Here is a 25,813-nt window from a genome sequence, read left to right as displayed (position 1 = left end):
TCGCTAGGCCAACTCTACGTAACTGTCTTGGCGAAGTGGAGCGCGTCACAGTATCCGTCGCGTCAGGGGCAGGGTAGCTTTGCTCGCAACCGGCGGCCGTAGGGCATCCGCGAGTCACCGAATGCGGACCGGGCAGGCCGACCCCATGGGAAGCAGGAAACCGGTCCGGAGCCGGGTGCCGTGAAAGCCGGTGGAAAGGCCGCGGAAGCGCAGGCTAGACTGTGACCCCGGCCACAGGTGCGTGGCTGCGATCCGGTAAAAGGGGTTCTCCAGTGCCGCACCCAGCCCAGCCAGCGTCCCGGCCCGTGCAGGACCAGGCCTACGCCGCGCACGAGCGGCTGGATCCGATGCAGCTGTCCGCCGGGACCGGGAGCATCAGGGGGCTGCGCGCAGTGGTCCGCGACTCCTGGCAACGGTCCTTGCGGCACGCGGCGGATCCGGATCGGGCGCTGGCTCCACTGGTCATGGCCGCGGACGCGCTGGACGAGTTCCGCCGGAACCATCCGTTGTCCGCCATCATGCCGGTCTTTGGCCGGCTGCTGGTGGAGCCCAGCCGCGACGCGGGGATGCTGGTGGCCGTGGGAGACCGGCACGGGCGGCTGCTCTGGGTGGACGGAGAGGCCCGCCTGAAAGACCGCGCCGAAGGCATGATGTTCATGCCCGGCACCGACTGGTCGGAGGCGACCGTGGGCACCAGCGCGCCCGGCACGTCGCTCGCGTTGGGCCGTGGAGTCCAAATCGCCGGTGCCGAGCACTTCAGCCGGGCGGTCCATTCATGGAACTGCACCGCCGTCCCCATCAATGATCCCGAAACCGGCGCCGTCCTCGGCGTCGTGGATCTGACCGGCGGGGAGGAAGCGGCCGCGCCCCACACGCTGTCCTTGGTCCGGGCGGCGGTAGCGGCGGCCGAGGCAGAGCTGCGCATTCTCCGCCTTCAGGCAGCCGCCCGGCACGACCCGGGGACACGGAGCCGGTCAGTGCCTGCCGGCCCGATCACGCGGCGCCGGGGGACGCCGGCCCGTCCCGAGGGCGAATCCGGAGCCCGCCCGAAGGCCGGTCTGCGCATCATGGGACGCGATCAGGGACTGTTGGAACTGGCCGGCCAGCGGATCGAGTTGTCGCAGCGGCACACGGAGATCCTCACCCTGCTTGCCCTGCATCCCGCCGGCCTGACGGCCGGGGAACTGGCGGACCAGCTCAACCCGCGGGCCCAGGGCGCCACCTTGCGCGCCGAGATGGTGCGGTTGCGCAAGCTGCTGGCTGGCATCAGCCCTGCCGCCGTGCCCACATCCCGGCCCTACCGCCTCCCCCAGGAAGTGGCCGTCGACGCGCAGCAGGTCCTCCGGTGCCTGGCCCGCGGGGCACACCGGCAGGCGCTTGGCCTGTACCGCGGGCAGGTCGTTCCGCGGTCGGAGGCGCCGGGCGTCGTCGGTTTCCGCCGGCACGTCAGCGCCACCCTGCGCGAGGCAGTGCTCAGCAGCGCCTCGCCGGATGAAGTCCTGCGGTACCTGCAGCTTCCCGAGGCAAAGTACGACGGCGAGGCCTGGCGCGCGGCGCTGCGCCTCCTGCCGCCGCGCTCACCCAAGCGGGCCGCGGTCGTCGCGGTGCTGGAACAGCTGGAAGCCGGGGACTGACGGGACTTTCGGAACGCTGCCGGTGGTGCAGGCGGAGCCGGTGGTCCGGCGGCCCCCTCTGGACCGTGCGCGGCCGGAGCCGCAGCATGGGCAACCCCTGCAACCTGATTGCAACGTTGCCCTCCGTAGGCTCTGGGGACACAGACAGTGCCGTCTGCCGGGCCGTGGGGGTCCGGACACCGAAGCCAGAGGAGTCGACCATGACTGTTTACGCCCAGCCCGGAACCGAGGGATCACCCGTCAGCTTCAAGCAGCGCTACGAGAACTGGATCGGCGGCGAATGGGTCGCCCCGGTGAAGAACCAATATTTCGAGAACCCCTCCCCCGTGACCGGCAAAACGTTCTGCGAAGTGGCACGCGGGACCGCCGAGGACATCGAATTGGCCTTGGACGCCGCCCACAAGGCGGCACCGTCGTGGGGCAAGACCTCGGTAGCGGACCGGGCCGCCGTGCTGAACCGGATCGCGGACCGGATCGAGGAGAACCTGGAACTGCTGGCCGTGGCCGAGACCTGGGACAACGGCAAGGCCGTGCGCGAGACCCTGGCCGCCGACATCCCGCTGGCCGCCGACCACTTCCGCTACTTCGCCTCGGCCATCCGGGCCCAGGAGGGCCGGCTGTCCCAACTGGACGACGACACCACCGCCTACCATTACCACGAGCCGCTGGGTGTGGTCGGGCAGATCATCCCCTGGAACTTCCCCATCCTGATGGCCACGTGGAAGCTGGCTCCCGCGCTTGCGGCGGGCAACGCCGTCGTTCTTAAGCCTGCGGAGCAGACACCGGCGTCCATCCTGGTGCTGATGGAGCTGATCGCGGACATCCTGCCGGCGGGCGTAGTCAACGTGGTCAACGGTTTCGGCGTGGAGGCCGGCAAGCCGCTGGCGTCCAGTCCGCGGATCCGCAAGATCGCGTTCACCGGCGAGACCACCACCGGCCGGCTGATCAGCCAGTACGCGTCGCAGAACCTAATTCCGGTCACGCTGGAGCTGGGCGGGAAGAGCCCGAACATCTTCTTCTCCGATGTCGCCGCCGAAAACGACGCGTTCTACGACAAGGCGCTGGAGGGCTTCACCCTGTTCGCGTTCAACCAAGGCGAAGTCTGCACCTGCCCGTCGCGGGCGCTGGTGCAGGAGTCGATCTACGACTCGTTCATGGCCGATGCCCTGGCCCGGACCGAGTCGATCATCCAGGGCAACCCGCTGGACACGGACACCCAGGTCGGCGCCCAGGCCTCCAACGACCAGCTGGAGAAGATCCTGTCCTACATGGACATCGGCCAGCAGGAGGGCGCGAAAGTCCTGACCGGCGGCGGCCGGAACATCCTGGACGGGGACCTCGCCGACGGCTACTACGTGAAGCCCACCATCTTCGAGGGCGACAACAGCATGCGGATTTTCCAGGAAGAGATCTTCGGGCCGGTCGTCTCGGTTACCCGGTTCGGGAACTATCAGGAAGCCCTGCAGATTGCGAACGACACGCTCTACGGGCTGGGAGCCGGAGTGTGGAGCCGCAACGGGAACGTGGCCTACCGGGCAGGGCGCGAAATCCAGGCGGGCCGGGTGTGGGTGAACAACTACCACGCCTACCCGGCGGGAGCGGCGTTCGGCGGCTACAAGTCCTCGGGCATCGGCCGCGAGAACCACGCGATGATGCTGGACCACTACCAGCAGACCAAGAACCTGCTGGTCAGCTACAACGAGAACAAGCTCGGCTTCTTCTAAAGACAGGTCACGTCATGGCGTCTGCTTCACCGCAGGGGCAGGGTGCACCCACCCCGCCCGCCGCGAAACACGAGGCGGCGCTCGAGGCCGCGGTGGCGCTGCCCGGGGAGAATTTTTCCCGGGTGGCGCTCACTGGACCGGCGGTCGGGCTGCTGCAAAGACTATGGGAGGCCCACGGGCCGCTGATGTTCCATCAGTCCGGCGGCTGCTGCGACGGTTCCTCCCCCATGTGCTATCCGGCCGGTGAATTCCTCACCGGCGATGCGGACGTGCTGCTGGGCACGTTCGACCTTCCCGGCCGCGGGATCCTGGACTTCTGGATGTCGCGGGAGCAGTTCGCGTACTGGAAACACACGCATCTGACCGTGGACGTGGTGGACGGGCGCGGCAGCGGGTTCTCGGTGGAGGCGCCGGAGGGCAAACGCTTCCTAATCCGCTCCCGGCTGCTCGACGGGAGCGGGCAGCCGGCCTGACGGGTAGGTCCGGGCCGGGTGCCGATCTCCCTGGGCGATGCTCCGGTTTGGGCCCCTGCTCCGCTTAAGAGGCGGAGCAGGCGCCCGAACCGGAGTGCGGGCCCGAACCGGAGCAGGGGCCCGGACCCAAGCAGGAGCGGGGACCGGAGCAAGCTCCCGAACCGGAGCAGGAGCGGAAACCTTGACTGCCCGCGCGGCTAGCGTTCGAAGAGGCAGAACGGGTGCCCAGCCGGATCGAAGTACACCCGGACGTCGTCCTGCGGTTGGTATCCGGCACGTTCAGCCCCTACCGACTCGGCATGAGAGCAGGCGGCGGCCAGGTTCTCGACGAGGATGTCCAAATGCATCAGCATTTGCTGTTCGCCGGGTTCTTCGGGCCAGACCGGCCGGCGGTAGTCCTCCTCCAGCTGGAAGGACAGCCCCGGCCCACCGCCCGGATTGGCCAGCGTCACCCAGTCTGGCTCGTTGGTGCGGATGTCCCAGCCCAGCAGCCGACCGTAAAACTGAGCCAAGGCCAACGGATCCGGCGCTCCCAGCACCGTTGCATGCAGCTGCAGTCCTGTGGGGCCGGGCATCGCCGCTCCTCCCGTGGACGCACTTCCTGGGCAGTAGTCCGGCCATGCTACTGCGGCGGCGGCGCGGCGGCTAGCTCCCGGACAGGACTTCGGCCAGCGCCCGCTCCGCCACGCCGCGCAACAACCGGTTGTCATCCGAGGAGGTCAGCAGCACCGTCGCGATGTTCAACGCCCAGCCGCGGGCGCGCTGCCAGGTGTCCGGGGAAACGTCGGTGCGCGCTTCGACGGCCGCAATAAACTCCCGGCGCCCCGGAGCGTCAAACACCAGCCAGGCGGCGGCCAGATCGGTCGCCGGGTCGCCCGCGGTGATGTCGCCGAAGTCGATGACGGCCGCCAACCGGTTTCCGTTCACCACCAGGTTCCCCGGGTGGAGGTCGCCGTGCAGCCACAGTGCCGGTCCCTCCCACGCGGGCACGGCGGACAGCTGGCGCCACAGCGCCGTGACACGTTCTGCCTCCGGAATGGCCCCGGAAGCCAGGCGCTGCTGCACGGCGGCGTCGCGGGAGGACAGCGGCACGCCGCGCACCGGATTCACCGGGGCGCCCGCCGGGGCGGGCACGTGCAGCGCGGCCACGAACGCCGCCAGCCCCGGGGCCAGCGGTCGCCGTTCCTCCGGCTGAAGGCGCCAGGCAGCCCGGCCCTCCAGCCACGGCACTACCGACCAGGACCAGGGATAGTACGACGTCGGGCTGCCGCGGCGCGTCGGGGCCGGCACGGCGAGGGGCAGCTCCCGGGCCAGGGACGGGAGCCACTGCTGTTCATGCAGCACCAGATCCCCTGCCGCGGTCCGGCGCGGCAGCCGGACGGCCAGATCGGCTCCGAGTTTGAACGTCACGTTGTCCCACCCGTTGGCCACCCGCACCAGTGGCAGCCGGGCGAGGTCCGGGAACTGGTCCGAGAGCAACCGCTGCACCAGGTCGTTACTGATGTCGATTTCGGCAGCAGGCATCGAAGCCATTCTGTTTCCGTACTCCCCTTAATCGGCGGGCGTGGCCCCGCCGGCGGCGAAGGCTGTCGTACCCGGTCCGGTAGTCCAGCGGAACCGGCCCGATGTCGGCCCGGGTCCGCTAGGCCAGCGGAACCGGCCCGATGTCGGCGCCGGCGGACGCGCGCGTCCCCGGGCGGACCGGGCGCCGTGGAACCGGGCCGATATCGGCCCCGGCACGGCGCGACCCATCACCGCTCATCGTCCGCTCCACCGGCTAACCCTGAACGCCGAGACGTTCAAAGATCAGCTCGCGGACCCGACCGGCGTCGGCCTGCCCGCGGGTGGCCTTCATGACCCCGCCCACGATGGCGCCGGCGGCCTGGACCTTGCCGCCGCGGATCTTCTCGGCCACCTCGGGCTGGGCTGCCAGCGCGGCATCGATGGCTTCCAGCAGGGCGGAATCGTCCGACACCACGGCCAGGCCGCGCTTCTCCACGACCTCCTCGGGCGTGCCCTCCCCGGCGAGCACGCCGTCGAGCACTTGGCGGGCCAGCTTGTCGTTGATCTTGCCGGCCTGCACCAGACGGTCCAGCTCGACCACGGTCAGCGGGCTCACGCCCAGTTCCGAAGGTTCGAGTTCGGCTTCCTTGGCGCGACGGGAGATTTCACCCATCCACCACTTGCGGGCCACGGCGGCGGAGGCTCCGGCGGCAATGGTTTCCTCGATCGACTCCATCACGCCGGCGTTGACCACGTCGCGGAATTCGGCGTCGGAATAGCCCCACTCGGCCTTCAGCCGCTTGTGCCGTTCGGCCGGCGGTTCGGGCAGCCGCGAACGCAGTTCTTCGATCCACTCTTCGGTGGTGACCACCGGGACCAGGTCCGGTTCCGGGAAGTAGCGGTAGTCATCGGCGTCGGACTTGGGCCGGCCCGCGGTCGTGGAGCGGGTGTCCTCGTGCCAGTGGCGGGTTTCCTGGACCACCTTCCGGCCGGCGTCCAGGACCGCCGCGTGACGCTGGATTTCGAAGCGGACGGCACGTTCCACCGCACGCAGCGAGTTCACGTTCTTGGTCTCGGAGCGGGTGCCGAACTGCTCCGAGCCCTTGGGCATCAGGGACACGTTCGCGTCGCAGCGGACGTTGCCGCGTTCCATCCGCGCGTCGGAGACGCCCAGGTTCTTGACGATCTCGCGGACGGCGGCCACGTAGGCACGGGCCAGTTCCGGAGCACGGGAACCGGCTCCGACGATCGGCTTGGTGACGATCTCCACCAGCGGAACGCCGGCGCGGTTGTAGTCCACCAGCGAGTACTCGGCGCCTTGGATCCGGCCGGTGGCGCCTCCCATGTGGGTGAGCTTGCCCGCGTCCTCCTCCATGTGCGCGCGTTCGATCTCCACCCGGAACACTTCGCCGTCTTCCAGCTCGATGTCCAGGTAGCCGTCGTAGCAGATCGGGTCTTCGTACTGGGAGGTCTGGAAATTTTTCGGGGTGTCCGGGTAGAAGTAATTCTTCCGGGCGAAGAAGCAGGATTCGGCGATCTTGCAGTTAAGCGCGAGCCCAATCAGGATCGAGTACTCCACCGCCGACTTGTTCACCACCGGCAGGACGCCGGGCAGGCCCAGGTCCACCGGCGACACGTTCGTATTCGGCACATCGCCGAACGCGTTCGGAGCGGCGGAGAACATTTTGGTCTTCGTGTTCAGCTCAACGTGGACCTCAAACCCGAGGACCGGGTCGTACTTCGCCATCGCCTCTTCGAAGGAGACCAACTCTTCTGTTGCAGCCATTTACTTCACACCTCCGAGGACAGGAGCCTGAGCCAGCAGCGGGCCGCCCCACTGGGCTTCCAGCAGGTTTTCAAGACCGGCGCCGGCGCGGTACAAGCGGGCGTCTTCACGGGCGGGGGCCAGGAACTGGATCCCCACCGGCAGCCCGTCGGTCAGGCCGCCCGGCACCGATATGCCAGGCACTCCGGCGAGGTTTGCAGGGATGGTGGCCACGTCGTTGAGGTACATGGCCATCGGGTCGTCCAGCTTCTCGCCCAGCTTGAACGCGGCCGTCGGGGCCGTGGGAGAGACCAGCACGTCGACGGTCTCAAACGCTGCGGCAAAGTCGCGCTGAACCAGCGTGCGGACCTTCTGCGCCGAACCGTAGTAGGCGTCGTAGTAGCCCGCGGACAGGGCGTAGGTGCCCAGGATGATGCGGCGCTTGACCTCGTCGCCGAAGCCGGCGGCACGGGTGGCACCCATCACGCGTTCGATCGTCATCGGGCCCTCGGCCGGCAGCACGCGATGTCCGTAGCGGACGCCGTCGAACTTGGCCAGGTTGGAGGAAACCTCCGAGGGCATGATCAGGTAGTAGGCGCCCAGCGCGTACTTGAAGTTCGGGCAGGAGACCTCCAGCACCTCGGCGCCGGCCCCGCGCAGCAGTTCCAGGGCCTCGTCGAAGCGGGCCTGCACGCCGGCCGCGTAGCCTTCGCCCTGCAGTTCCTTGATCACGCCGATGCGCATGCCCCGCACGTCGGCGTTCCGGGCGGCCTCGACCAGCGCGCCCACCGGGTCGGTCAGCGAGGTGGAGTCGGCCGGGTCGTGTCCGCCGATGACCTCATGCAGCAGCGCGGCGTCCAGGACCGTGCGCGTCACCGGACCGATCTGGTCCAACGAAGACGCCATCGCAATGGCGCCGTAGCGGGAAACTCCGCCATAGGTCGGCTTGACGCCCACCGAACCGGTCACTGCGGCCGGCTGGCGGATGGAACCGCCGGTGTCGGTGCCCAGCGCCAGCGGTGCTTCGAAGGCGGACACGGCAGCCGCAGAGCCGCCGCCGGAACCGCCGGGGATCCGGTCCAAATCCCACGGGTTTCGGGTGGGACCGTAGGCGGAGTGCTCGCTGGAGGAACCCATGGCGAATTCGTCCAGGTTGGTCTTGCCCAGCATCGGCATGCGCGCCGCCCGGATCTTCTTGACCACGGTGGCGTCGTACGGGCTCATCCAGCCCTTAAGGATCTTCGAGCCGGCCGTGGTGGGCTGGCCCACGGTGACGATCAGGTCCTTGATCGCTATCGGAACGCCCGCCAGGGCATGCAGCTCTTCGCCGGCCGCGCGGGCTTTGTCCACGTCCGCCGCCACCGCGAGCGCCTCGTCGGTGTTCACGTGCAGGAACGCGTTGAGGTCGCCGTCGACCTCGGCGATGCGGTCCAAATGCGCCTGGGTGACCTCCACCGAGGACACCTCCGAAGCGGTCAGCATCTCGGCCAGCTTGGCCGCGCTGTGGGTAATCAGTTCGCTCATGGGTGCGTCTTACTCCTCGTCCAGGATCGCCGGAACTTTGAACCGGCCGTCGGCCTGGTCCGGTGCGTTCGCCAGGGCAAGTTCCTGGCTCAGCGTCTCCCCCACCACGTCCTCGCGGAACACATTGTTCAGCGGGATCGGGTGCGAGGTCGCCGGAACGTCGGGGCTGGCAACTTCCTGGACGGACTTGATCGAATCGACAATGACGTCGAGTTCGCCGGCCATCTTGTCCAGTTCTTCGGCGGTCATCTCAATGTGGGCCAGCCGCGCCAAATGCGCCACCGCCGCACGATTGATCTCAGACATGAGTCTCCTACGCGGATGGAATGCTTTTCCTTTTCAGTCTACCGGCGCAGAAGGGTCGGGATTCGCCAGGAAATGCCGAGGGACCATCCCACGGCGACAGCCTCCGGCTTCCCGGCGCCCGGTCTTGGGCTTGGCGATCCGCAGGGACAGCGGGGGGACCACGGACTTGATCGTTTCGGCTCACTGCCCGTGCCGCTTTATCGTTGACCGTCTGACACCGGGCACCTAGAATGTGGCACGCGCTCGGGCCCAGGCCGGGCCGCCAGGCTTCCTGCCGGCTGCCGAAGTCCTTCGCGGCGAGGAGGTCCCCATGCGTCCGGCTCGGCTGGCTGCCATCGCCCTCACCGCCCTGCTGCTGCCCTGCTGCAGCAGTCCGGGGCAAGGCTCGCCCGCCCCGGCGCCGCACGCCTCGGCGGGCCCTACTTCCGTGACCTCTCGCGCGCCGGCCGCACCGCCGGTTGCGTCACCACCTGCCTCCGACCCGGCCGCCGCCGCGCCCCGGACAGCCGGCAACTCCGCGGAAAGCGTGAAATTCGCGGCGGCCGGGGACTTCGGCTTCGACGAAGGTGCCGCGCAGGTGCTGGAAGCGATGGCGGAAAGCGGCTCCCGGTTCGGCCTGGCGCTCGGCGACCTGTCCTACGGCCTTCCCGGCACCGAATCCGGGTGGTGCAGTTTCGTCACCGACCACCTGGGGGCGGATATCCCCCTGCAGCTGGTCGCCGGAAACCACGAAAGCGATGGCCGGAACGGTTCGATCGATGAATTCGCCCGCTGCCTGCCTCCCCGCCTACCCGGTGTCCACGGCGCCTATGGGCGCCAATGGTTCGTAGACATCCCCCAGCGGGACCCCCTGCTGCGGCTGATACTGATCTCGCCGGGCCTGGAGTTTCCGGAATCCGGCCGCTGGGACTACCTTCCCGGCACCGACCATTACCGGTGGACGGCCGCCGCCATAGACTCGGCCCGCGCCGCGGACATCCCGTGGGTTGTGGTCGGTTCCCACAAGCCCTGCCACTCGGCGGGCGCCTACGAGTGCGATCCCGGTTCCGCCGTGACGGATCTGCTGCTGGACAAAAAAGTGGACCTGGTGCTGCACGGCCACGAACACCTCTACCAGCGGACACACCAACTCGCCCTGGGGCCGGACTGCCCGTCGCTGCTGCCCGCGCACAGCGATAATGCCTGCATCTCCGACACCGACGCAGACTTCGAGTCCGGTGCCGGCACGGTCTTCGCGACGGTCGGCACCGGCGGGCAACCGCTGCGCGACATCAACGGCTCCGACGCCGAGGCGCCCTACTTCGCCGCCTACTCCGGCGCAAACGCCGAGCCCGCGCACGGGTTCGTGGAGATCGAGGTGACCGAGGACTCCCTGATGGCCGCGTTTATGGGCGCCGGCGGCGCAAACTTCACCGATTCGTTCACGTTCAGGAAACCCTGAGCACGCGCTGCCTGCAGCGTAAGTTCCTGCGGCTGCTAGAGGCGTTTGACGAAGACCAGCAGCCGGATGTCGGTCCCGGGTACCGGCCAGTCGCGCTCCGGCACCCGGTCGAATCCCAGCGACTCATACAGCCGGTGCGCCGCGGTCCAGTCGCTGCCGGTGGTCAGGCTCACGGCGTTGATGCCCGGCAGCGTGCGCGCGTATTCCACGATGGCGTCCACGAGTGCCCGGCCGACGCCCGAGCGCTGCAGCCCCGGATCCACGGCCAGCATCCGGAACTCCAGTTCGCCCTCCCGGGCGATGTCCGCATACTCCCCGCCGGCCTGGGTCAGCGTGACCGCCCCGGCCACCTTTCCGCCCCGCTCGGCCACCCAGATCTCGGCATGCCGGGCCCGGTGCGCCACGTCGGAAACGTGCACCAGATACGGGTGGTCGGCTGCCGGGAAGTGTCCAGCGGCCAGGTATGCCTCGCGCGTCAGGCGCTCCACGTCGTCGTAATCGGTAGCGGTGGCAGGGCGGATGGTGATCTGCATGTGCTTGGGCGGTGTCCTTGCGGGTAGTAAACGTACGACGGCGGGGCTTGCCTGACCAGTTTCCCGCACCACGGGCGGTGCGCGCCAATACGGTTCAGGCCGGGCCGCCGGCCGGCCGTCCCGCCGACGGCCCGGCCGCCGGACGGGGCACGGGCGGAAGCAATTCCGGATTGACCCGCCGCTGCAGGGCGGCGACCGCCTCGGCCGGCAGCGCCAACAGGCCGTCGAGCTCCTTGCGGGCGCGCGCGTAGGCCAGCTGCCGCTCGGCGGGCGTTGCCGCCCTATCCACCGCGATGGTCAGCAGCCGGCGCGCGGTGTTCAGCCGCAGCCGTTCGGGGCCGCTGAAGTGCTGGTCCTGAATGCGGCGGGCCTCGCGTTCGGCGATGTCGAAGGCGACCTCGTAGGCCCGCACGGCCTCGCGGTATTCGCGCAGCCGCTCGTCGGTGGCAACTTCCGCAGCGGTGACCGGCCGGAGCCCGTCGGCGGTCCGCTTGGCGCGCAGGAACGCCACCGTGAGCGGCTCGCGGACATCGGACATCATGGGAAAATCGATCAGCTTGGCCACGTCCAGCTCATAGTCCAGCCAGCGCGCGTTCACCGCATCGTGGTCGGCCATTACCGCCGCGGTGTCGCGGAGCCGCTGCTGTTCGGCGGCTGCGGCGGCACGCAGCCGGTCGGCCTCGCGCCGCGCGGCCTCCGAGCGTGCGCTTTCGTGGCGCCGGCCGCCGCGGTTCCAGCCCTGGCCGCGCCGGGTCCGCCTGGCACGCTGTCCAATACCGGAGACCACGGCGAAACCGACCCAGATGAACCACCAGGGGAAACCGTCGGCAAAGAATTCGTTCATGGCTCACCTCGCACATCCATCGTCCCATGGCGGGTGATGCCAGTCACGATAGTTTCACGAGGCCGCGGGAGAATGGTTGGGCCCGCGTAGTGCTGCCAGTATCCCTCTTCCCGCTGAGAGCGGCCTATAACGTCGAGAACGCTGTATATCGTCGAAACCGGCCGATAATGCCGCACGCCGGGACGATAAAGGCCGCTTTCGCGACGCCCGTGCAACTACCCCGCCGGGGCCCCGGCGTCGGCTCGGTTAATCCGCGGCGGCACACGTTCCGCCCCTCGCGCGGCTACGGCTGCCCGGGGCTGTTGGCGCGGCGGTGGCCGACCCGGTAGTCGCTGCCGTCCGGCTCGCGGTCCAGGAAGCCGTCATCGACCAGGGCACGGCGGAGCATCGGCACATCGGAGGTGAACGCGGCCAACCGGGCGTTCAGGTCCTTCTCAGCCATGACCTCGCCTCCGGCGATGACGCGGTCGCGGATGTAGCCCAGCAGTTCCAGCCGGTCCGAGGCGCGCGACGGCAGCACCACCAGCCCGCCGGTGAGGAACCTTTCCGGCCCGGCCGGCCCGGGTTTCCGGGCCGCGGCCAGCGCGGCCTTGAAGACGCCCGGCTCGACGGCGAGGGCACCGCCGTCGTCCGTCACCAGGCCGGAGGCAACCAGCTTCTGCCGTTCCTTGGGGGTCATCTCCGGCTGTTGGCCCAGCACCAGGGCGGCATAGAGCCCGCGCAGCCGCTCGCTGGCCAGGGCGGAGAGCAACTGCTGCCAGCTGGCGGCGGGCCCTGGCCGCTCCCCCGTCATGCCGTGCCGGTTTCCAGCAGCCGGCGGAAACCGTCCTCATCCAGCACTGTCAGGCCCAAGGACTCGGCCTTGTCCAGCTTGGTCCCCGCGTTCTCGCCCGCCACCACATAGCTGGTGTTCTTCGAGACGGAGCCCGAGGCCTTGCCGCCGCGGATGATGATCGCTTCCTTGGCCTCGTCACGGCTGAAGTTCGGCAGCGTACCCGTCACCACCACGGTCAGCCCTTCCAGCGTGCGGGGCATGCTCTCGTCCACCTCGTCGGCCATCCGCACACCGGCTGCCGCCCAGGCATCGACAATCCCGGCATGCCAGTCCTCGGCGAACCACTCTTTCAGCGCCGCCGCGATGGTGGGACCGACGCCGTCGACATGCGCCAGCTGGTCTTCGCTGGCGGCCCGGATGGCGTCCATCGAGCCGAAGGCCGTGGCCAGGGCTCGGGAAGCGGTGGGACCCACGTGCCGGATGGACAAAGCCACCAGGACGCGCCAGAGCGGCTGGGTCTTGGCCTTCTCCAGCTCCTCGAAGAGCTTCCTGGTGTTGGCCGTGGGAACCGAGGGCTTCTTGGCGGTGCCCTTGGTGTAGAAGTAGGGCACCAGCTCGGTCTCGCCGGTGGGCACCCCCTTATCCTTCTTCTCGCGCCGGATCCGCACGTCGGCCAGGTCCTCGGGCCTGAGGCTGAAAATCCCGGCCTCGTTGGTGAGCGGAGGCTGTTCGGGTTCGGCCGGCCGGGTCAGCGCGAACGCCGCCTCGTAGCCCAGCGCTTCGATGTCGAAGGCGCCGCGGCCGGCCAGATGGGCCACCCGCTCGGTCAGCTGCGCCGGGCAGGACTTGGCATTCGGGCAGCGCAGGTCGACGTCGCCCTCCTTGCCGGGAGCCAGCGGGGTGCCGCACGAGGGGCAGTCGGTGGGCATCACGAACTCGCGCACCGGCGGATCCTGCGCATCCCGCAGCGCCAGCACCGGGCCCACGATCTCCGGGATGACGTCGCCGGCTTTGCGCAGCACCACGACGTCGCCGATCTTCACGCCCTTGGCCTTGACCACGTCCTGGTTGTGCAGCGTAGCCATCTCCACGGTGGAACCGGCCACCTTCACCGGCTCCATCACCCCGTACGGCGTCACCCGGCCGGTGCGGCCCACGTTCACCCGGATGTCCAGGAGCTTGGTGTGGACCTCTTCCGGCGGATACTTATAGGCCACGGACCAGCGCGGCACCCGCGAGGTATGGCCCAGCGCGCGCTGCAGGCCGAAGTCGTCCACCTTGACCACGATGCCGTCGATTTCGTGCAGCAGGTCGTGGCGGTGCTCGCCGTAGTGCTCGATGAACTCCAGGATCTCTTCGTAGCTGTCCACGACCTTGAAGTAGGGGCTGGTGGGCAGCCCCCATTCCTGCAGCAGGGCGTAGGTCTCCGATTGGCTCTCGGCGTCGAGCCCTTCACGGGCGCCGATCCCGTGGACGAACATATGCAGCGGCCGCTCGGCCGTCACCTTCGGGTCCTTCTGCCGCAGCGAGCCGGCCGCCGAGTTCCGCGGGTTCGCGAACGGCGCCTTGCCGGCCTCCACCATCCGCTCGTTCAGGGCCAGGAAGTCCTTGGTGGGGATGAAGATTTCGCCGCGGATCTCCACCTCGGCCGGGATGTTGCTGCCGGAGAGCCGGCGCGGGATGTCCGCGATGGTCAGGGCGTTGTGGGTGATGTCCTCGCCGGTCGTGCCGTCCCCGCGGGTTGCGGCGCGAATGAGTTCACCGTTGCGGTAGAGCAGGTTGACGGCCAGGCCGTCGATCTTCACTTCACTAAGCCAGCGCAGCTTCCTGCCGTTGCCCAGGTTGGCCACAGACGCCGTGGCGCGGTCCACCCAGGCCTTCAGTTCGTCCAGCGAAAAGACGTCCTCCAGCGAGTACATCCGCTGCAGGTGTTCCACCGGGGCGAAGGCGGCCGAGACCTCGCCGCCGACTTCCTGCGTGGGCGAGTCGTTGGCCACCAACTCCGGGTGCAGGGCCTCGATCTCCTCCAGCCGCCGGTACAGCCCGTCGAATTCGGCGTCCGAGACCAGCGGGGCGTCCTCGTTGTAGTACGCGTAGCGGTACTTGCGGACGTCCTCGGTCAACTGCTCGTACTCGTGGCGGATTTCGTCGCTGGGAATCCCGCTGGCAGGTGTTTCGACTGTGCTCACCTGACTATCTTGCCCGAGAAGCGCGGTTCAGGCGACGACGGCGGTGCTCGCGTGCCCCGGGCGGACCGGCGGCCGCTCAGTCTTCGGCGTCCGGCCGTTCGTCGAGCAGCGGCAGGTCGGCCGCGGTGACCAGATGGGAGGTGACGGCGTGCTCGACCAGCCGCGCGCGCCGGTTGGTGGCGAGCTTTCCGCCGCCGCCGCGCAGTCCGGCGACGCCCACCCGGTCCAGTTTGTCGCAGACGTTGTCCAGCTTGCGGTTGAACTTGGTCAGGGGCCAGCCCAGCCTGGCCGCCGCCTGCGAGGACGATGGAATCGAGCTGAGCCCGGTCCCGTCACGCCTGAGCATCGGCTCGGCCAGGGCCAGGATCAGGGCCTTTTGCGACGCGGTGAACACCACCGGGCCGATGGTGGTCTCGCCCACCGCGTCCGTGTCCCGGTGTTCCTGGCGGAACGACGGCGTCTTCACGTGGACCGACAGCTCATAGGTTGTGGGACCGGCCGTGAAAACGATGTTCGTCTGGCTGAAGACCATGGGGATCCGCGCTCCCGGCGCCAGCCATGCCTGCATGCCCCCGGTGAAATCGGCGATGGTCGCGGAGATGAGGGAACCGACGTTGGCCAACCACCAGATGCCGTCGTAGTGGGCGATCTGCAGGAACTTGCGGTGCAGGTAGGGGTTGTCGTCGATCTCCAGGTCGCCTTCGCGCCCAATGGTGAACACGTCGTCGTTCGTGGCTTCGTACCATTCGCCGCAGAACTCAATGCTCACATCCGCCACCGCTAGCCCCCTTGTCTGCGCCGGCCAGGGGTCGGCGCGTGATTCATCGTTCCAAACCTACCCGCAAAAGCCACGCAGTCCGGGCAGCTACTGATCCGCGCAACCGCGGACCGGATCCGAGGCCCGGCCGTTGGCCCGCACCACCACCACTTCGATGCAGGTGCGGTCGTTCTGCGCCAGCGGCACGGTCGCCTCGGGCTCGCCGGTGCGCTCAGGCTCGCCCCGGCCCAACGCGGTAACGGGCGTCCAGATGAACAGGTCGCCGTCCCGCGGGTCCGGATTGATCCAGCTGAAGACCGCCTCGCCGCCCTCGACCCGGCCGGCCAAATCCTCGGGCGGCACCACGTTGCCGGACAGGCCCTCCAGGGCATTCGCCGGCGGCCGGCTGACGGGGGCCTCGGCCACCGCAGCCTCCGGGGCGGGCCGGTTGAGCACGACGGCGGCGCCGGCGAGGACCGCCGCCGCCGCGACCGCCCCCGCCACCCAGGCCCAGGGGCGGCGCCGCGCAGCGCCGTCTGGTTCCGTCGCTGCATCCCGTTCGGAGTCCCGCAGCACGGTGGAGCCGTACGGGGCCGGCTCAGGGGGCCGTCCCTCGGCGCCGGGCAGCCACGGCCCGGGAGCGCTGCCTGCTGCCGACGGCGGATCCACGGGCAGCCGCCCGGTGCGTTCGGGAAAGGCGAAACCGGGCGCGGTCGGTACCGTGCCGGCGGCCGGGTCGATGGAGACAATCCCGCGGACGCGCGTCGCCTCGCCGTCGTCGCCGCCGTCCGCTTCAGCCGGCCGTGCTTCCTCCAGCACCTCGAACGGCGTCACCGAGAGGTTCAATTCCGCCTGGACCCGCTGCAGGGACAGCGCGAAGGCATAGGCGGAGGTGAACCGCGACCCCGGCGACTTGGCCATCGCCGTCGCCAGGGCCAGTTGCAATGATGCGGGCACGTCGGCACGGCGCAGCGGCGGCAGCGGCGCATGGGCAATCCGGTCCATCAGGTCCCGCTGGGAGTTGTTTCCGCCGGGCTGGATGAACGGGGACCGGCCGGCCAGCAGCGTGTAGATCGTGGCGCCCAGGGACCAGATGTCGCTGCGGGTGCCGTTGCCGGCATTGCCCCGGAAGGCTTCCGGCGGCGACCACGGTATGGACATGCCGGTGTCCCCATCTCCGCCGTCGGTGCTCGAGGAAATGCCGAAGTCGGTCAGGGCCGGCCGGTTGTAATCGGTGACCAGGATGTTGGCGGGTTTGATGTCGCGGTGCGCGATTCCCGCTCGGTGCGCGGTTTCCACGGCCGAGGCCACCTGGATGCCGAGGGCCAGCACTTCGTCCACCCCCAGCGGACCGTTGCGGTACCGGACGTCCAGACTGGGACGTGAACAATATTCCATCGCCAGGTAGGAATGTCCGTCGGCGGTGAGATTGGCCTCGTAGATCGTGACGATGAACGGATGCGTGGACAGTTGCGCCATGAGGTTTGCTTCGGACTCGAAGCGGCGTCGGGCGTCCTCGGTCTTCAGCCCGGACAGCAGTACCTTGACCGCAACCCGGCGCCTGGGCCGATCCTGTTCGTACAAATAGACGTCGGAGAAACCGCCGGAGCCGAGCAGCCTGACGTAGCGGTACCCGTCGATGGCGGGCGGCGGTGCGGGCGGGCGCTTCACGCTCACGGCAGGTCCTCAAAGCGCAGGGAGATGCCGTCGCCCAGGTCCGCGATGTCGCCGTCCAGCAGCATGACCGCCTCGCCGTGGCCCAGCCGCCGGGGCGCCTGCTGGCCGCGCAGGAGCAAGGTCCCGTTGGTCGACTTTAAGTCGGCAAGGATGACGTGCCACCCTTCCAACCGGACTTCCACGTGCGAGCGCGAAATGTCCCCGCTGGCGCTGTGCACCGGCACCAGCCGAGGCATCACCCTGCCCTGCACCCGGTTCGCGGAAGGCTGCCGTCCGACGATCACGGGCCTGTCCAGTTCCACCACTTCGCCGGTGGACAACCGCAGGTGCCCCAGCGCCGGCCGCTGCACTTCCCGGGCCTCGCCGTTCAACGGCCCGCCGCACCCGGAACACGCCGAACTGGTCGGTGGATTGGCGTGGCCGAGAGCGCACACCCGGGCCAGCACCATGGGGGCGGTGCTCGGGGCCGGCGACGGCGCCGCCTCGGGGGCGGGTGCGGCCGGAACCTCGGGCAGGTCGCTGCGCATCAGCGTCTGCCCGTCGTGGTCGCCGGCATCGTGGTCGCCGGCGCCGCGTTCTCCGCCGTCGTGGTCGCCGCCGTCGAATCCGGCCGGTGGGCTAGCGACGGCGGCAGGGCCGCGGTTGGCAGCCGCTGCCGGTTCCGAATCCCCCGCCGCTCCCGCGGCCGATGCCGTGGCGGCGGCGCGGGCGGACGAAGAGGGCGTCAGCCAGGGAACGGCATCGATCAGGTCCAGCGGCTGGCCGGGCCGCCCGGTCGGGCCAGCCGCCGCGGGGCGTGGTGCGGCGGCGGCCCCGGCCGGAACCTCGCCGGCGGCTGGGGGCGGCGGCGGTTGCAGGTTGGCACGCTGCGCTGCGGCGTGGACTACCGTCTGGTCCAGGCCATCGTCTGCCGCCGCGGGGTCCGGTTCCGCGGGGGCGCCGGCGGTCTGTCCGGCCGGGGGCGCCGGTTCGTCTGCGGGCGCCCATTCGTCGGCGGCGGCGCTCTCGGACTCATCGTCCGGCACGTAGAGGCTGGTCAGGTCCAGGCTTTCGGCCCACCCGGCGCCGGCGGAGTTCGGTTCTGTCGATTCGGGCTGCGCGGCCGGAACCGGGGCGGGTGCAGGAGCCGGCTCGGGCTGCGCGGCCGGAACCGGGGCGGGTGCCGGAACCGGGGCGGGTGCGGGAGCCGGTGCCGTTGCCGGTGCGGGTGCAGGGGCCGCCGATGCCGGTGCGGGTGCGGGTGCAGAAACGCCGGCCGTCCGGTCCGTTCGGTCCGGATCGGCTGCGCCCTCTACTCGGGGCTCCAGTCCGGCCTCCAGTGCCGGGCCCATGCGCAGGGCGGCCAGCTGTACCGCCCCGGCGCGCAGCGGTAGCCACCGTCCCGTCCGGCCTTCGGGCCGGGCGCCGTCGGGCCCGGCCGCAATGGCCACGCTGCCGGCCCGCAGCCGTCCCTCGGTCCAGCTCGAGACGCCGCGTCCGCTCAATTCCTGCCCGTCCGGGTCGGCGGACACCACCACGTCGCCGCGGAGCACCGCGTGGATGCCGCCGGAGCAGGAGACGATGCCGAACTGCGGCATGGCCGACAGGTTGGCGCCGTACCCGGAGACCACCGTTCCGAGCAACGTTTCCAGCGTGGCGCCGGACTCCAGCGCCTGCCACAACTGCTGCACCAGGTCCTCGAGAGCGCCGGGTTCGAGGAGCACCGCCGTGCCGCCACTGACCAGCCCCAGCCAAGGCCCCGGGCTGTACGTCATGCCCGCCATCAGGCGTCCTCCTCGGCGGCTGCCTGTTCCGGGGCGTCCAGCCGGGGCAGCGTCGTCGTATCCTCCTGCCGCGGGGCGGTCGAGGCGTCGTCAGCGTCGCCTGCGGGACCGGCTACATCAACGACGACCACGGTGATGTTGTCGCGCCCGCCGGAGCGCAGCGCGGCCTGGATCAGTGCATCGACTGCGTCCTGGGGACCGGATACGGAGGTGAGGATGGCGTAGATGTGGTCGTCGCTGACCTCCGAGGTCAGCCCGTCGGAGCAGATCATGATCCGGTCCCCCGGTTCCACGGGCACCATCCAAAAATCCGGCTGGTTGTCTTCGCCGGTGCCCAGCGCCCGGGTAATGACGTGCCGTCGGGGGTGCACCAGGGCCTCCTGGGCGGTGATTTGTCCGGCCTCGAGCAGTTCCTGCACCTCGGAGTGGTCGATGCTGATCTGGACAAGCTTGCCGTGGCTGAGCCGGTAGGTGCGGGAATCGCCGACGTTGAACACGAGCCAATACGGCACCCCGCGTTCGGCGACCAGCGCGGCCCCGGACACCGTCGTGCCCGCCCGCGATGCAGCCGCCGCCCTGATCCGCGCGTCCGCCCGGCCGATCAGCTGCTCCAGCTCGTGCGCGCCGAGTTCGTGGCTGGCCACGTAGTCCCGCATCGTCTCCACGCAAATGCGGCTGGCCACTTCGCCCGCCTCGTGCCCGCCCATGCCGTCGGCCACCGCGAACAGCGTCCCGTCGGCCAGATACGCGTCCTCGTTCAACTGCCGTCGCAACCCGCGGTCGGACCCGGCACCGACACTGAGCCGGATGGGCTCCCCTCCCGACGCCGTGCTCATGCCCGTCCGATGGTAAAGCTGCGGTCGCCGAATTCGACGGTCGCGCCGGGTTGCGCCGCCACGGGTTCCCCGGGGGCCAGCTGACGGCGGATGCCGTCGCCGCCGGTCACCGCGGTCCCGTTGGTGGAGTTGCGGTCCGTCACCCAGACGGTGCCGCCGTCGACCCGCAGCAGCAGATGGGTCTTGGAGACGGAACGTCCCATGTCCGCGAAATCGATCAGATGGTCAATATCCTCGCCGGCGCCTGCGGCCGGGTTGCGCCCGATCAGGGCCGTCGTTTCAAGTACCACATCGCGCCCGTCGTCGAAGGTAATGGTGAGGGGGCCCGACGGCGGGGCCACCGTGCGGACCCGGGTCGCCGCGAATTCTTCGTCCGGGTGGTGGTGCGGTTCGGCCTCCGCAGCTATCCGTGCCGGAGCCGGGGCCGATGTCGGCGGCTCACCCGGGGTGCCCGAGCGGTCAGCCGCCGGCGTCGGCGGAACGTTGGAGCCGGGGCGGGCCGCCGGCAGCTTGGCCGCCGGTGCTTCCATTGCCGGGCCGAATCCCGGGATCGCGGCAATGACCCCGGAGGGCTGCGAAGCCGCCTCAGCGGCGGGCCGGTGCGGGTCTTGTCCGTCCGGTGCCACGCCGGCAAAGCCGGCGCGGGCGTCCGTACCATCCGGGGCGAAGGCCGCCGGCCCGTAGAGCCCGCCGGTGGTCAGCGGATCGCGGCCCTGTGCCACGTCGAGCACCAGTGTCTTGGCCACCTTGTCGTGCCAGCCCTGCCGCCTGTGGTTGCGGTCCCAGACGTTGGAGACCACCACCACGACCGCGCCCACCGCCAAGACCAGTCCGCCCACGGCGATGATCAGCCCGCGCAGGAAGATGGCTCCCCAGCCGGCCGCGTGGCCGTCCTCATTCGCGGTCCGCAAACCCAACAGCACGTTGCCGGGAGTCTTGCCGGTGGTCGCTTCCCAGCCCCAGAGCCAGATGGTGTAGGCCAGCGACAGCACGGTCGCCAACCCGATCCACAGGAACAGGCCGCCCAGCGACTCCGCGGCCGCGGAGGCGCTGCCCGAGGCCGCGGCTTCCATCACGGCCGGCACGCTGGCAGCGTAGGCGGCCAGCATCAGCACGGCCGGCGGAATCTTGTCGATCAGCCACGCCCCCAGCCGTTTGCCGACCGGGGCGCTGACCAGATTCAGTCTTGCTGCCACGTGCTGCTCCCGCCCTGTTTCGGCCGTCCGGCCTGTGAGTCTACTGTACGGATTCTAGTGGCGGCCGTTGTCCGCCGCCGCGCCAGCCGCCTCCTGGCGTCGGCAACCAGCGAGCGCGGCGTGTACTTTGCCCGCTGCCGCTGCCAGAAACCCAGCGAACCCTTCATCTTCGCCAGCGAGTCGTCCACCTGGTCCCAGTACTGCTGCACCTGCACCTCCGTCGGTTCGGCTGCCCCGAAGATCGCCGCGTCGGCCCGGTGTGCCAGCAGGGTGGTGCCGTCGGCGGTGGCCGGGAACTGCCCTGCCAGCGCGGCCGCGTGCTCGCGCCGGGTGGCGTTGGCGGGGGCGCTCGCTCCCATGTCGGTGGCCAGGGACATCACCTCGCGCCAGCCGCCGCCCACGCGTTGGCTCGGCAGGCCTTCGCTGGCCCGCCGCTTGCGGCGGCGCAGCTTCAGCCAGGCGATCAGCAACAGCGGCAGCAGCAATACCGCCAGCGGGAGGGCGGCCAGGCCCACGGTCGCGAAGAGCCAGCCCCACAGTTCCCAGAACGATTTCTCCTGCTGCTCGGCGTCCTGTGGCTCCGGGGCGGTGTCCGGCGGCAGCTCGGCCGGTTCCTGCGGCGGAGGGGGTGGCTGCAGGACCTGCGGCTTGGGCGTGGACTTCGGCTCCTGCTGCGGCGGCGTCGGCTCGTTGTCCTCGTCCGGCGTCGGATCGAAGGCGACCCAGCCGGCATGCTCAAATGCCACCTCCACCCAGGCGTGCACGTCTTCGCCCTTGATCTGAACTGCTTCCCCGGCGGACCGGCCTTCCTTCGGATCCGGGTAGAAGCCCATCACCACCCGGGCCGGGATGCCCAGGTGCCGGGCCATCAACGCCATTGCGACGGCGTACTGCTCGTCGTCGCCAATCATCTGGTCGGCGTCCAGCAACTGGATCATCCGCCCCGCGTAGTGGCCGGAGAGGCTGCGGGCCTCATCTTCTTTGCCGTTGCTGAAGAAGCCGTTCTCGTGCAGGTTCCGTTCCAGTTGGCGCACCTGTTCGATCGGCACCGTCGCTTCGCCGACAAACTCGTTCGCCTTGGCCGCGACGATGTCCGGCACCCTGGCCGGTTTCGGCAGCCGGACGGAGGCGAAGTCATACTGTGCCAGCTGGGCGTCCTCCAGCCGGCCGGGGAACGTGGTCTCTACCGAGTAGCTGTCTCCGGCCAGCAGGTACCGGGTGGTCAGCGCCGTCTGGGAGTCGTCGTTATAGAACAGCGAGCCGCCCAGCTCGGCCGCCCGCTCGCCCTGAAACGCCATCCCGTCGATGTGCCCGCCCGCGGGAAGCCAGACGCCGCTGTAGTCCCCGATCCGGATGTCGAGCCGCGCGGTGCCGCCGGACGCCGGGCCGAGCGAACCGGCGTCGCCGACGGGTTTGAAATTGCCCCCGCTTTCGGGGTTGACGTTGTAGACCGTGCCGTCGAAGGTATCCAGCGCCGCCAAGCGCACCCGCTGGCCCTCGGGCAGCCCCGCGACGGTGAAGAGCGTCTCCTCGGCCCGGTCCTTCACGTAGCTCCGGAAATCCATCAGCGGGCTCGGATAGTCGTAGAGGTTGACCGGGGGGACGACGACGTCGCGCAGCACCTCGCGATCGCCCCGCGCCGTGAGTGCCGGGCCGGCCAGCGCCGTGAGCGCCACCGCCGACGCCAGCATTCCCGCGCCCAGGCCGAGCCTTCGCCGCGGCCCTGCCCGGTGTGCGGCGGGATCCGCCGGCGCCGCAGTGGCCACACCGGCAGCGGCATCTCCCCGGGCCAGGTGGCGGTGCCACGCCAGCCAGGCCGCGGCCACGGCGACCAGCAGCACGCCCCGCAGCACCGGCAGCACCGGGACATCGGTGCCGAACGCGATGCCCAGCAGGAAGAACGCCAGTACCGGCAACAGCGGCCAGTACGGCCCGCGGAGGCGCCACGCAAACGTGCCGGCCAGCAGGGCGGCGGCCAGGGCGCCCAGGAACGGCACCACCAGCATCCCGCCGGAGATCCCTACCGGCGGGGCGACGGTAAGGATGTCCTTCCACGCGAAGACGAAGCCGGTGAGCACGATTCGCAGCGAGTCCAGCGACGGCAGGACGCCGCCGATGGCTTCGCCGGGCGCGGCGAAGGTGCTGCCGAGCAGCAGGTACGCCGCGAGTCCCGCGGTGGCCGTGGACAACAGGCCCAGCCGGTAGCGCGCGCCGACCAGCGAGAGCAGGAGGCCGACGGCGATGCCGCCGAAGCCTGCAGTAAGGTAGCGGCCGTTTCCGCCGAAAACATGATGGAATCCGGCCAGTCCCAGTCCCAGCAGCAGCACCAGGACAGCCGCGTCGACGGCCACCTGTCCTGCGGGCCGCGGCAGCCGGGTCGACAATCCGCCGCCGGCCGGCAGGCGCCGCTTCCGCGGGGTGGCAGGGCCGGCGTCGTTCTGTGCAGCGGCGGCACGGCGGCGCACCCGCCCGGGTTGCTGCTCCGGAGACGGAGCGTTGGCGCTGCCGCTCATGCGGCGGCCTTCCGCAACACGAGGGCCAGGTCGTCCAGGGTGGACAGGGACAGCACGGACAGGTCGCCGATGGTCGCCCGGGCGGCCTGGAGGCCGCCGCCGCAGCGGATGGCGAACGCACGGATGCCAACCGGAACGGCCGACGATGCCTGGCGCAGCTGCGTGGCGGACACGTGATCACCGACGACCAGGAACATGACGGACGCATTCGGAACCGCGTCGGCGGTACTGCGGGCCAGTTCCACCGCGGTGGAGCGCTGCGGTTTGCCCTCGATCCGAGTCATTTCATCGAGCAGTATCCGGCCGGTTTCGCTGCGCAGCGGGCCCCGCTGGGTCAGGACGCTCAGGTTGCGCTCCTCCCGGATGGCCTGCAGCCCGATCGATGCGCCGACTGAGACCGCCAGTTCGAAGTCTTCCTCCGAACCGTACTCCTCGGTGTTCGTCGAGACCGCGACGGCGAGATGCGCGCGGCGGGTTTCCTCGAACTGGCGCACCATCAGCGTGTTGGTGCGCGCCGTGGTTTTCCAGTGGATGTAGCGGCGGTCGTCGCCGGGGACGTAATCGCGCAGCGCGTGGAAGGAGACGTCGGCGCTGGCCAGTTCCTTGGTGGGCAGGCCCTCGAGGTCGCGAATGAAGCCGGCGGCCGAACTGCCGAGCGCGGTGGTGCGCGGATGGACGAAGAGGTCGGTCGGTTCCGTCCACATCATCTGGCGGCGGAGCAGGCCCAGCGGATCCTGGCGCACCGAACGGACCGGGCCCACCACGATGACGGCGCGGCGCTGCGTCGGGATGGTGAACAGGTCCTCGTGCACTTGGCCGGCCTTCATGCGCGGCAACTGGAACACGGCGGTGGCCGCTCCGACCGGCAGCTCCAGCGCGGCCGGCAGCAGGGGTTTGTCCGCGGTATTCGTCACCGCTATGCTCCCCACGGCTTGGTCGCCGACCGCGACCCGGGTGCGGGCCAGGTCCAGTTCCACACCATACGAGGAACGGCCCAACACAAAACCTATCGCCAGCAACAGCAGAAACAGTCCCGTGAGTGCCGCGATCTTGGCTTCCTGCCAGCCGAAGGCCATCCCGGGCACCAACAGCAGGACCGTGCCGCCGGCCACCACCCAGCCCAGCGGGCTCACCGTTTCCAGCACGGGCCGCAGGTAGCGCTCCGCGGCGCCCCGGACCCGCTGCCAGCCCGGCCGCACGTACTGCCCTGCCAGCGAATCGGCCCGGGCCGCCAGCGAGGCCGGATGCAGTGTGCTGCCTTCGTCCGGGGCCAACCGCCGGACGGTTTCGCCGAGGCCACCGAACCGCTTCGTCTGCTCCGTGGCCCGCTTCGTCGTCGTCTCGGTCATGCCGCCGCGTCCGGTCGGAAATCTTCCGTCGGCACGGCCCTAGACCGTCACCCGCTGCTGGGGAGCCGGCACGTCGGCCAGCACGCGCGACATCACGGCCTCCGGGGTGGCGCCGGCAAACTCCGCCTCGGGGTCCATCACGAACCGGTGGTTCCAGACCACCGGAGCCAGTTCCTTGATGTCGTCCGGCAGCACGAAGTTCCGGCCCTGGGAGGCGGCCCAGACCTTGGCCGCCCGGACCATGGCCAGGGCGCCGCGGACGCTCACGCCAAGGCGAGACTCGGCCGCGTTGCGGGTTTCCTCGCACAGGGCGGAGACGTATTCCAGTACCGACAGGTCCACGTGGGTGGTGGCCGCGAGATCAGCCATGTCCCGCACGGCCTGCGGGGTGATGATCGGCGTCAGGGCCGCCGACCTGTCGCGGGTGCCGGCTCCCGCCAGCAATTCCACCGTGGACGCGCGGTCCGGGTAGCCGATCGACGTCTTGATCAGGAAGCGGTCCAGCTGGGCTTCCGGGAGGCGGTACGTGCCGGCCTGCTCAATCGGGTTCTGCGTGGCGATCACCATGAAGGGTCGCCCGGCGTCATAGGTCACGCCGTCCACCGTCACCCGGCCTTCTTCCATGACTTCCAGCAGCGCCGACTGCGTCTTCGGCGAGGCGCGGTTGATCTCGTCCGCCAGCACCACGGTGGCGAAGATCGGGCCCTTGTGGAACTCGAACTTCTGCGTCTTTTGGTCGTAGATCGTGATACCGGTGACGTCCGAGGGCAGCAGGTCCGGCGTGAACTGGATGCGCGAGTTCGAGCCCTGCACGGTGGCGGCCAGCGACCGGGCCAGCATCGTCTTGCCGGTTCCCGGGGCGTCCTCCAGCAGCACGTGGCCCTCGGCCAGCATGGCGGTGAGCACCAACCGCACCACCTGGTTTTTACCAAGCACGGCCTGGCCGACGTTGGCGGCCAGCTTCCCGAACGTCTCGGCGAACCACTCGGCCTGCTCGGAAGTCATCGTCAT

Annotated in this window: 21 protein-coding genes; 4 read left to right on the top strand and 17 right to left on the bottom strand. The window is 69.8% G+C overall.

The features are described 5' to 3' along the window. The first annotated feature begins 272 nt into the window (after nt 1–272). From AC5RW2_RS02740 to AC5RW2_RS02730, 3 genes are all read left to right on the top strand, one after another. Nucleotides 273–1,634 (top strand): GAF domain-containing protein, encoded by a 1,362-nt coding sequence (locus tag AC5RW2_RS02740; RefSeq protein WP_494073661.1) that lies wholly within the window; start codon nt 273–275, stop codon nt 1,632–1,634. Nucleotides 1,635–1,834: 200 nt separating this feature from the next. Next, on the top strand, nt 1,835–3,358 hold the full coding sequence (gene exaC / locus AC5RW2_RS02735; protein ID WP_494026413.1) for an acetaldehyde dehydrogenase ExaC: 1,524 nt from the start codon (nt 1,835–1,837) through the stop codon (nt 3,356–3,358). A gap of 14 nt (nt 3,359–3,372) precedes the next feature. Continuing rightward, the gene (locus tag AC5RW2_RS02730; protein ID WP_494073660.1) at nt 3,373–3,831 is read left to right on the top strand and encodes a DUF779 domain-containing protein; all 459 of its coding nucleotides are present in this window, start codon (nt 3,373–3,375) and stop codon (nt 3,829–3,831) included. Nucleotides 3,832–4,028: 197 nt separating this feature from the next. Here the strand turns inward: AC5RW2_RS02730 and AC5RW2_RS02725 are convergent, their stop codons facing one another. The 5 genes from AC5RW2_RS02725 to gatC form a co-directional block, all read right to left on the bottom strand. After that, on the bottom strand, nt 4,029–4,406 hold the full coding sequence (locus tag AC5RW2_RS02725) for a VOC family protein (RefSeq protein ID WP_494073659.1): 378 nt from the start codon (nt 4,404–4,406) through the stop codon (nt 4,029–4,031). Between the two features lie 70 nt (nt 4,407–4,476). Beyond that, nucleotides 4,477–5,355 (bottom strand): aminoglycoside phosphotransferase family protein, encoded by an 879-nt coding sequence (locus AC5RW2_RS02720; protein ID WP_494073658.1) that lies wholly within the window; start codon nt 5,353–5,355, stop codon nt 4,477–4,479. Between the two features lie 253 nt (nt 5,356–5,608). Continuing rightward, nucleotides 5,609–7,120: an Asp-tRNA(Asn)/Glu-tRNA(Gln) amidotransferase subunit GatB gene (gatB, locus tag AC5RW2_RS02715; protein ID WP_494002512.1), complete on the bottom strand. Its 1,512-nt coding sequence runs from the start codon at nt 7,118–7,120 to the stop codon at nt 5,609–5,611. Next, complete coding sequence (gene gatA / locus AC5RW2_RS02710) at nt 7,121–8,623, bottom strand: Asp-tRNA(Asn)/Glu-tRNA(Gln) amidotransferase subunit GatA (protein ID WP_494026418.1); 1,503 nt, start codon at nt 8,621–8,623, stop codon at nt 7,121–7,123. Nucleotides 8,624–8,632: 9 nt separating this feature from the next. Next, nucleotides 8,633–8,929 carry an Asp-tRNA(Asn)/Glu-tRNA(Gln) amidotransferase subunit GatC gene (gatC, locus tag AC5RW2_RS02705; protein WP_493977642.1) on the bottom strand — a complete coding sequence of 99 codons (297 nt, stop codon included), beginning with the start codon at nt 8,927–8,929 and terminating at the stop codon, nt 8,633–8,635. Nucleotides 8,930–9,239: 310 nt separating this feature from the next. On the opposite strand from gatC, the gene AC5RW2_RS02700 reads away from it, so the two are divergent. Then, nucleotides 9,240–10,370 carry a metallophosphoesterase gene (locus AC5RW2_RS02700; protein WP_494026419.1) on the top strand — a complete coding sequence of 377 codons (1,131 nt, stop codon included), beginning with the start codon at nt 9,240–9,242 and terminating at the stop codon, nt 10,368–10,370. Nucleotides 10,371–10,405: 35 nt separating this feature from the next. Here AC5RW2_RS02700 and AC5RW2_RS02695 read toward each other — a convergent pair whose 3' ends face one another. From AC5RW2_RS02695 to AC5RW2_RS02640, 12 genes are all read right to left on the bottom strand, one after another. Continuing rightward, nucleotides 10,406–10,903, bottom strand: coding sequence for a GNAT family N-acetyltransferase (locus AC5RW2_RS02695; protein WP_494026420.1), 498 nt, complete (start codon nt 10,901–10,903; stop codon nt 10,406–10,408). Nucleotides 10,904–10,997: 94 nt separating this feature from the next. Further along, complete coding sequence (locus AC5RW2_RS02690) at nt 10,998–11,747, bottom strand: hypothetical protein (protein ID WP_494014259.1); 750 nt, start codon at nt 11,745–11,747, stop codon at nt 10,998–11,000. Between the two features lie 283 nt (nt 11,748–12,030). Further along, a complete protein-coding gene (locus tag AC5RW2_RS02685; protein WP_494026421.1) occupies nt 12,031–12,540 on the bottom strand; it encodes a DUF2087 domain-containing protein in 510 nt (169 codons plus the stop codon). After that, entirely contained in the window at nt 12,537–14,711 is a 2,175-nt protein-coding gene (gene ligA / locus AC5RW2_RS02680; RefSeq protein WP_494026422.1) for an NAD-dependent DNA ligase LigA, read from the bottom strand. Before ligA ends, AC5RW2_RS02685 begins: the two co-directional genes overlap by 4 nt. Nucleotides 14,712–14,787: 76 nt before the next feature. After that, nucleotides 14,788–15,489, bottom strand: coding sequence for a hypothetical protein (locus AC5RW2_RS02675; protein WP_494026423.1), 702 nt, complete (start codon nt 15,487–15,489; stop codon nt 14,788–14,790). A gap of 87 nt (nt 15,490–15,576) precedes the next feature. Continuing rightward, nucleotides 15,577–17,145: a serine/threonine-protein kinase gene (locus AC5RW2_RS02670; protein ID WP_494026424.1), complete on the bottom strand. Its 1,569-nt coding sequence runs from the start codon at nt 17,143–17,145 to the stop codon at nt 15,577–15,579. Continuing rightward, the gene (locus AC5RW2_RS02665; RefSeq protein WP_494073657.1) at nt 17,142–18,908 is read right to left on the bottom strand and encodes an FHA domain-containing protein; all 1,767 of its coding nucleotides are present in this window, start codon (nt 18,906–18,908) and stop codon (nt 17,142–17,144) included. The genes AC5RW2_RS02670 and AC5RW2_RS02665 overlap by 4 nt, the downstream gene beginning before the upstream one ends. Continuing rightward, on the bottom strand, nt 18,908–19,744 hold the full coding sequence (locus AC5RW2_RS02660; protein WP_494073656.1) for a PP2C family protein-serine/threonine phosphatase: 837 nt from the start codon (nt 19,742–19,744) through the stop codon (nt 18,908–18,910). Before AC5RW2_RS02660 ends, AC5RW2_RS02665 begins: the two co-directional genes overlap by 1 nt. Beyond that, nucleotides 19,741–20,940, bottom strand: coding sequence for an RDD family protein (locus tag AC5RW2_RS02655; protein WP_494073655.1), 1,200 nt, complete (start codon nt 20,938–20,940; stop codon nt 19,741–19,743). Before AC5RW2_RS02655 ends, AC5RW2_RS02660 begins: the two co-directional genes overlap by 4 nt. Beyond that, nucleotides 20,925–23,453: a transglutaminase TgpA family protein gene (locus AC5RW2_RS02650; RefSeq protein WP_494073654.1), complete on the bottom strand. Its 2,529-nt coding sequence runs from the start codon at nt 23,451–23,453 to the stop codon at nt 20,925–20,927. The genes AC5RW2_RS02655 and AC5RW2_RS02650 overlap by 16 nt, the downstream gene beginning before the upstream one ends. Next, on the bottom strand, nt 23,450–24,802 hold the full coding sequence (locus AC5RW2_RS02645) for a DUF58 domain-containing protein (RefSeq protein ID WP_494073653.1): 1,353 nt from the start codon (nt 24,800–24,802) through the stop codon (nt 23,450–23,452). The genes AC5RW2_RS02650 and AC5RW2_RS02645 overlap by 4 nt, the downstream gene beginning before the upstream one ends. Before the next feature lie 39 nt (nt 24,803–24,841). Then, nucleotides 24,842–25,813, bottom strand: a complete 972-nt coding sequence (locus AC5RW2_RS02640) for an AAA family ATPase (RefSeq protein WP_494073652.1) — start codon at nt 25,811–25,813, stop codon at nt 24,842–24,844.

This window comes from Arthrobacter sp. B0316-1-20 (assembly GCF_059091865.1).
Note: the sequence above shows the minus strand (reverse complement) of the source record. Positions and strands in the feature narration are given on the sequence as shown.

Coding starts and splice junctions, on each gene's coding strand:
- exaC (WP_494026413.1), top strand. CDS start 1,835: ATGACTGTTTACGCCCAGCCCGGAACCGAGGGATCACCCGTCAGCTTC.
- AC5RW2_RS02730 (WP_494073660.1), top strand. CDS start 3,373: ATGGCGTCTGCTTCACCGCAGGGGCAGGGTGCACCCACCCCGCCCGCC.
- AC5RW2_RS02725 (WP_494073659.1), bottom strand. CDS start 4,406: ATGCCCGGCCCCACAGGACTGCAGCTGCATGCAACGGTGCTGGGAGCG.
- AC5RW2_RS02720 (WP_494073658.1), bottom strand. CDS start 5,355: ATGCCTGCTGCCGAAATCGACATCAGTAACGACCTGGTGCAGCGGTTG.
- gatB (WP_494002512.1), bottom strand. CDS start 7,120: ATGGCTGCAACAGAAGAGTTGGTCTCCTTCGAAGAGGCGATGGCGAAG.
- gatA (WP_494026418.1), bottom strand. CDS start 8,623: ATGAGCGAACTGATTACCCACAGCGCGGCCAAGCTGGCCGAGATGCTG.
- gatC (WP_493977642.1), bottom strand. CDS start 8,929: ATGTCTGAGATCAATCGTGCGGCGGTGGCGCATTTGGCGCGGCTGGCC.
- AC5RW2_RS02700 (WP_494026419.1), top strand. CDS start 9,240: ATGCGTCCGGCTCGGCTGGCTGCCATCGCCCTCACCGCCCTGCTGCTG.
- AC5RW2_RS02695 (WP_494026420.1), bottom strand. CDS start 10,903: ATGCAGATCACCATCCGCCCTGCCACCGCTACCGATTACGACGACGTG.
- AC5RW2_RS02690 (WP_494014259.1), bottom strand. CDS start 11,747: ATGAACGAATTCTTTGCCGACGGTTTCCCCTGGTGGTTCATCTGGGTC.
- AC5RW2_RS02685 (WP_494026421.1), bottom strand. CDS start 12,540: ATGACGGGGGAGCGGCCAGGGCCCGCCGCCAGCTGGCAGCAGTTGCTC.
- AC5RW2_RS02665 (WP_494073657.1), bottom strand. CDS start 18,908: ATGGCGGGCATGACGTACAGCCCGGGGCCTTGGCTGGGGCTGGTCAGT.
- AC5RW2_RS02660 (WP_494073656.1), bottom strand. CDS start 19,744: ATGAGCACGGCGTCGGGAGGGGAGCCCATCCGGCTCAGTGTCGGTGCC.
- AC5RW2_RS02650 (WP_494073654.1), bottom strand. CDS start 23,453: ATGAGCGGCAGCGCCAACGCTCCGTCTCCGGAGCAGCAACCCGGGCGG.
- AC5RW2_RS02645 (WP_494073653.1), bottom strand. CDS start 24,802: ATGACCGAGACGACGACGAAGCGGGCCACGGAGCAGACGAAGCGGTTC.
- AC5RW2_RS02640 (WP_494073652.1), bottom strand. CDS start 25,813: ATGACGATGACTTCCGAGCAGGCCGAGTGGTTCGCCGAGACGTTCGGG.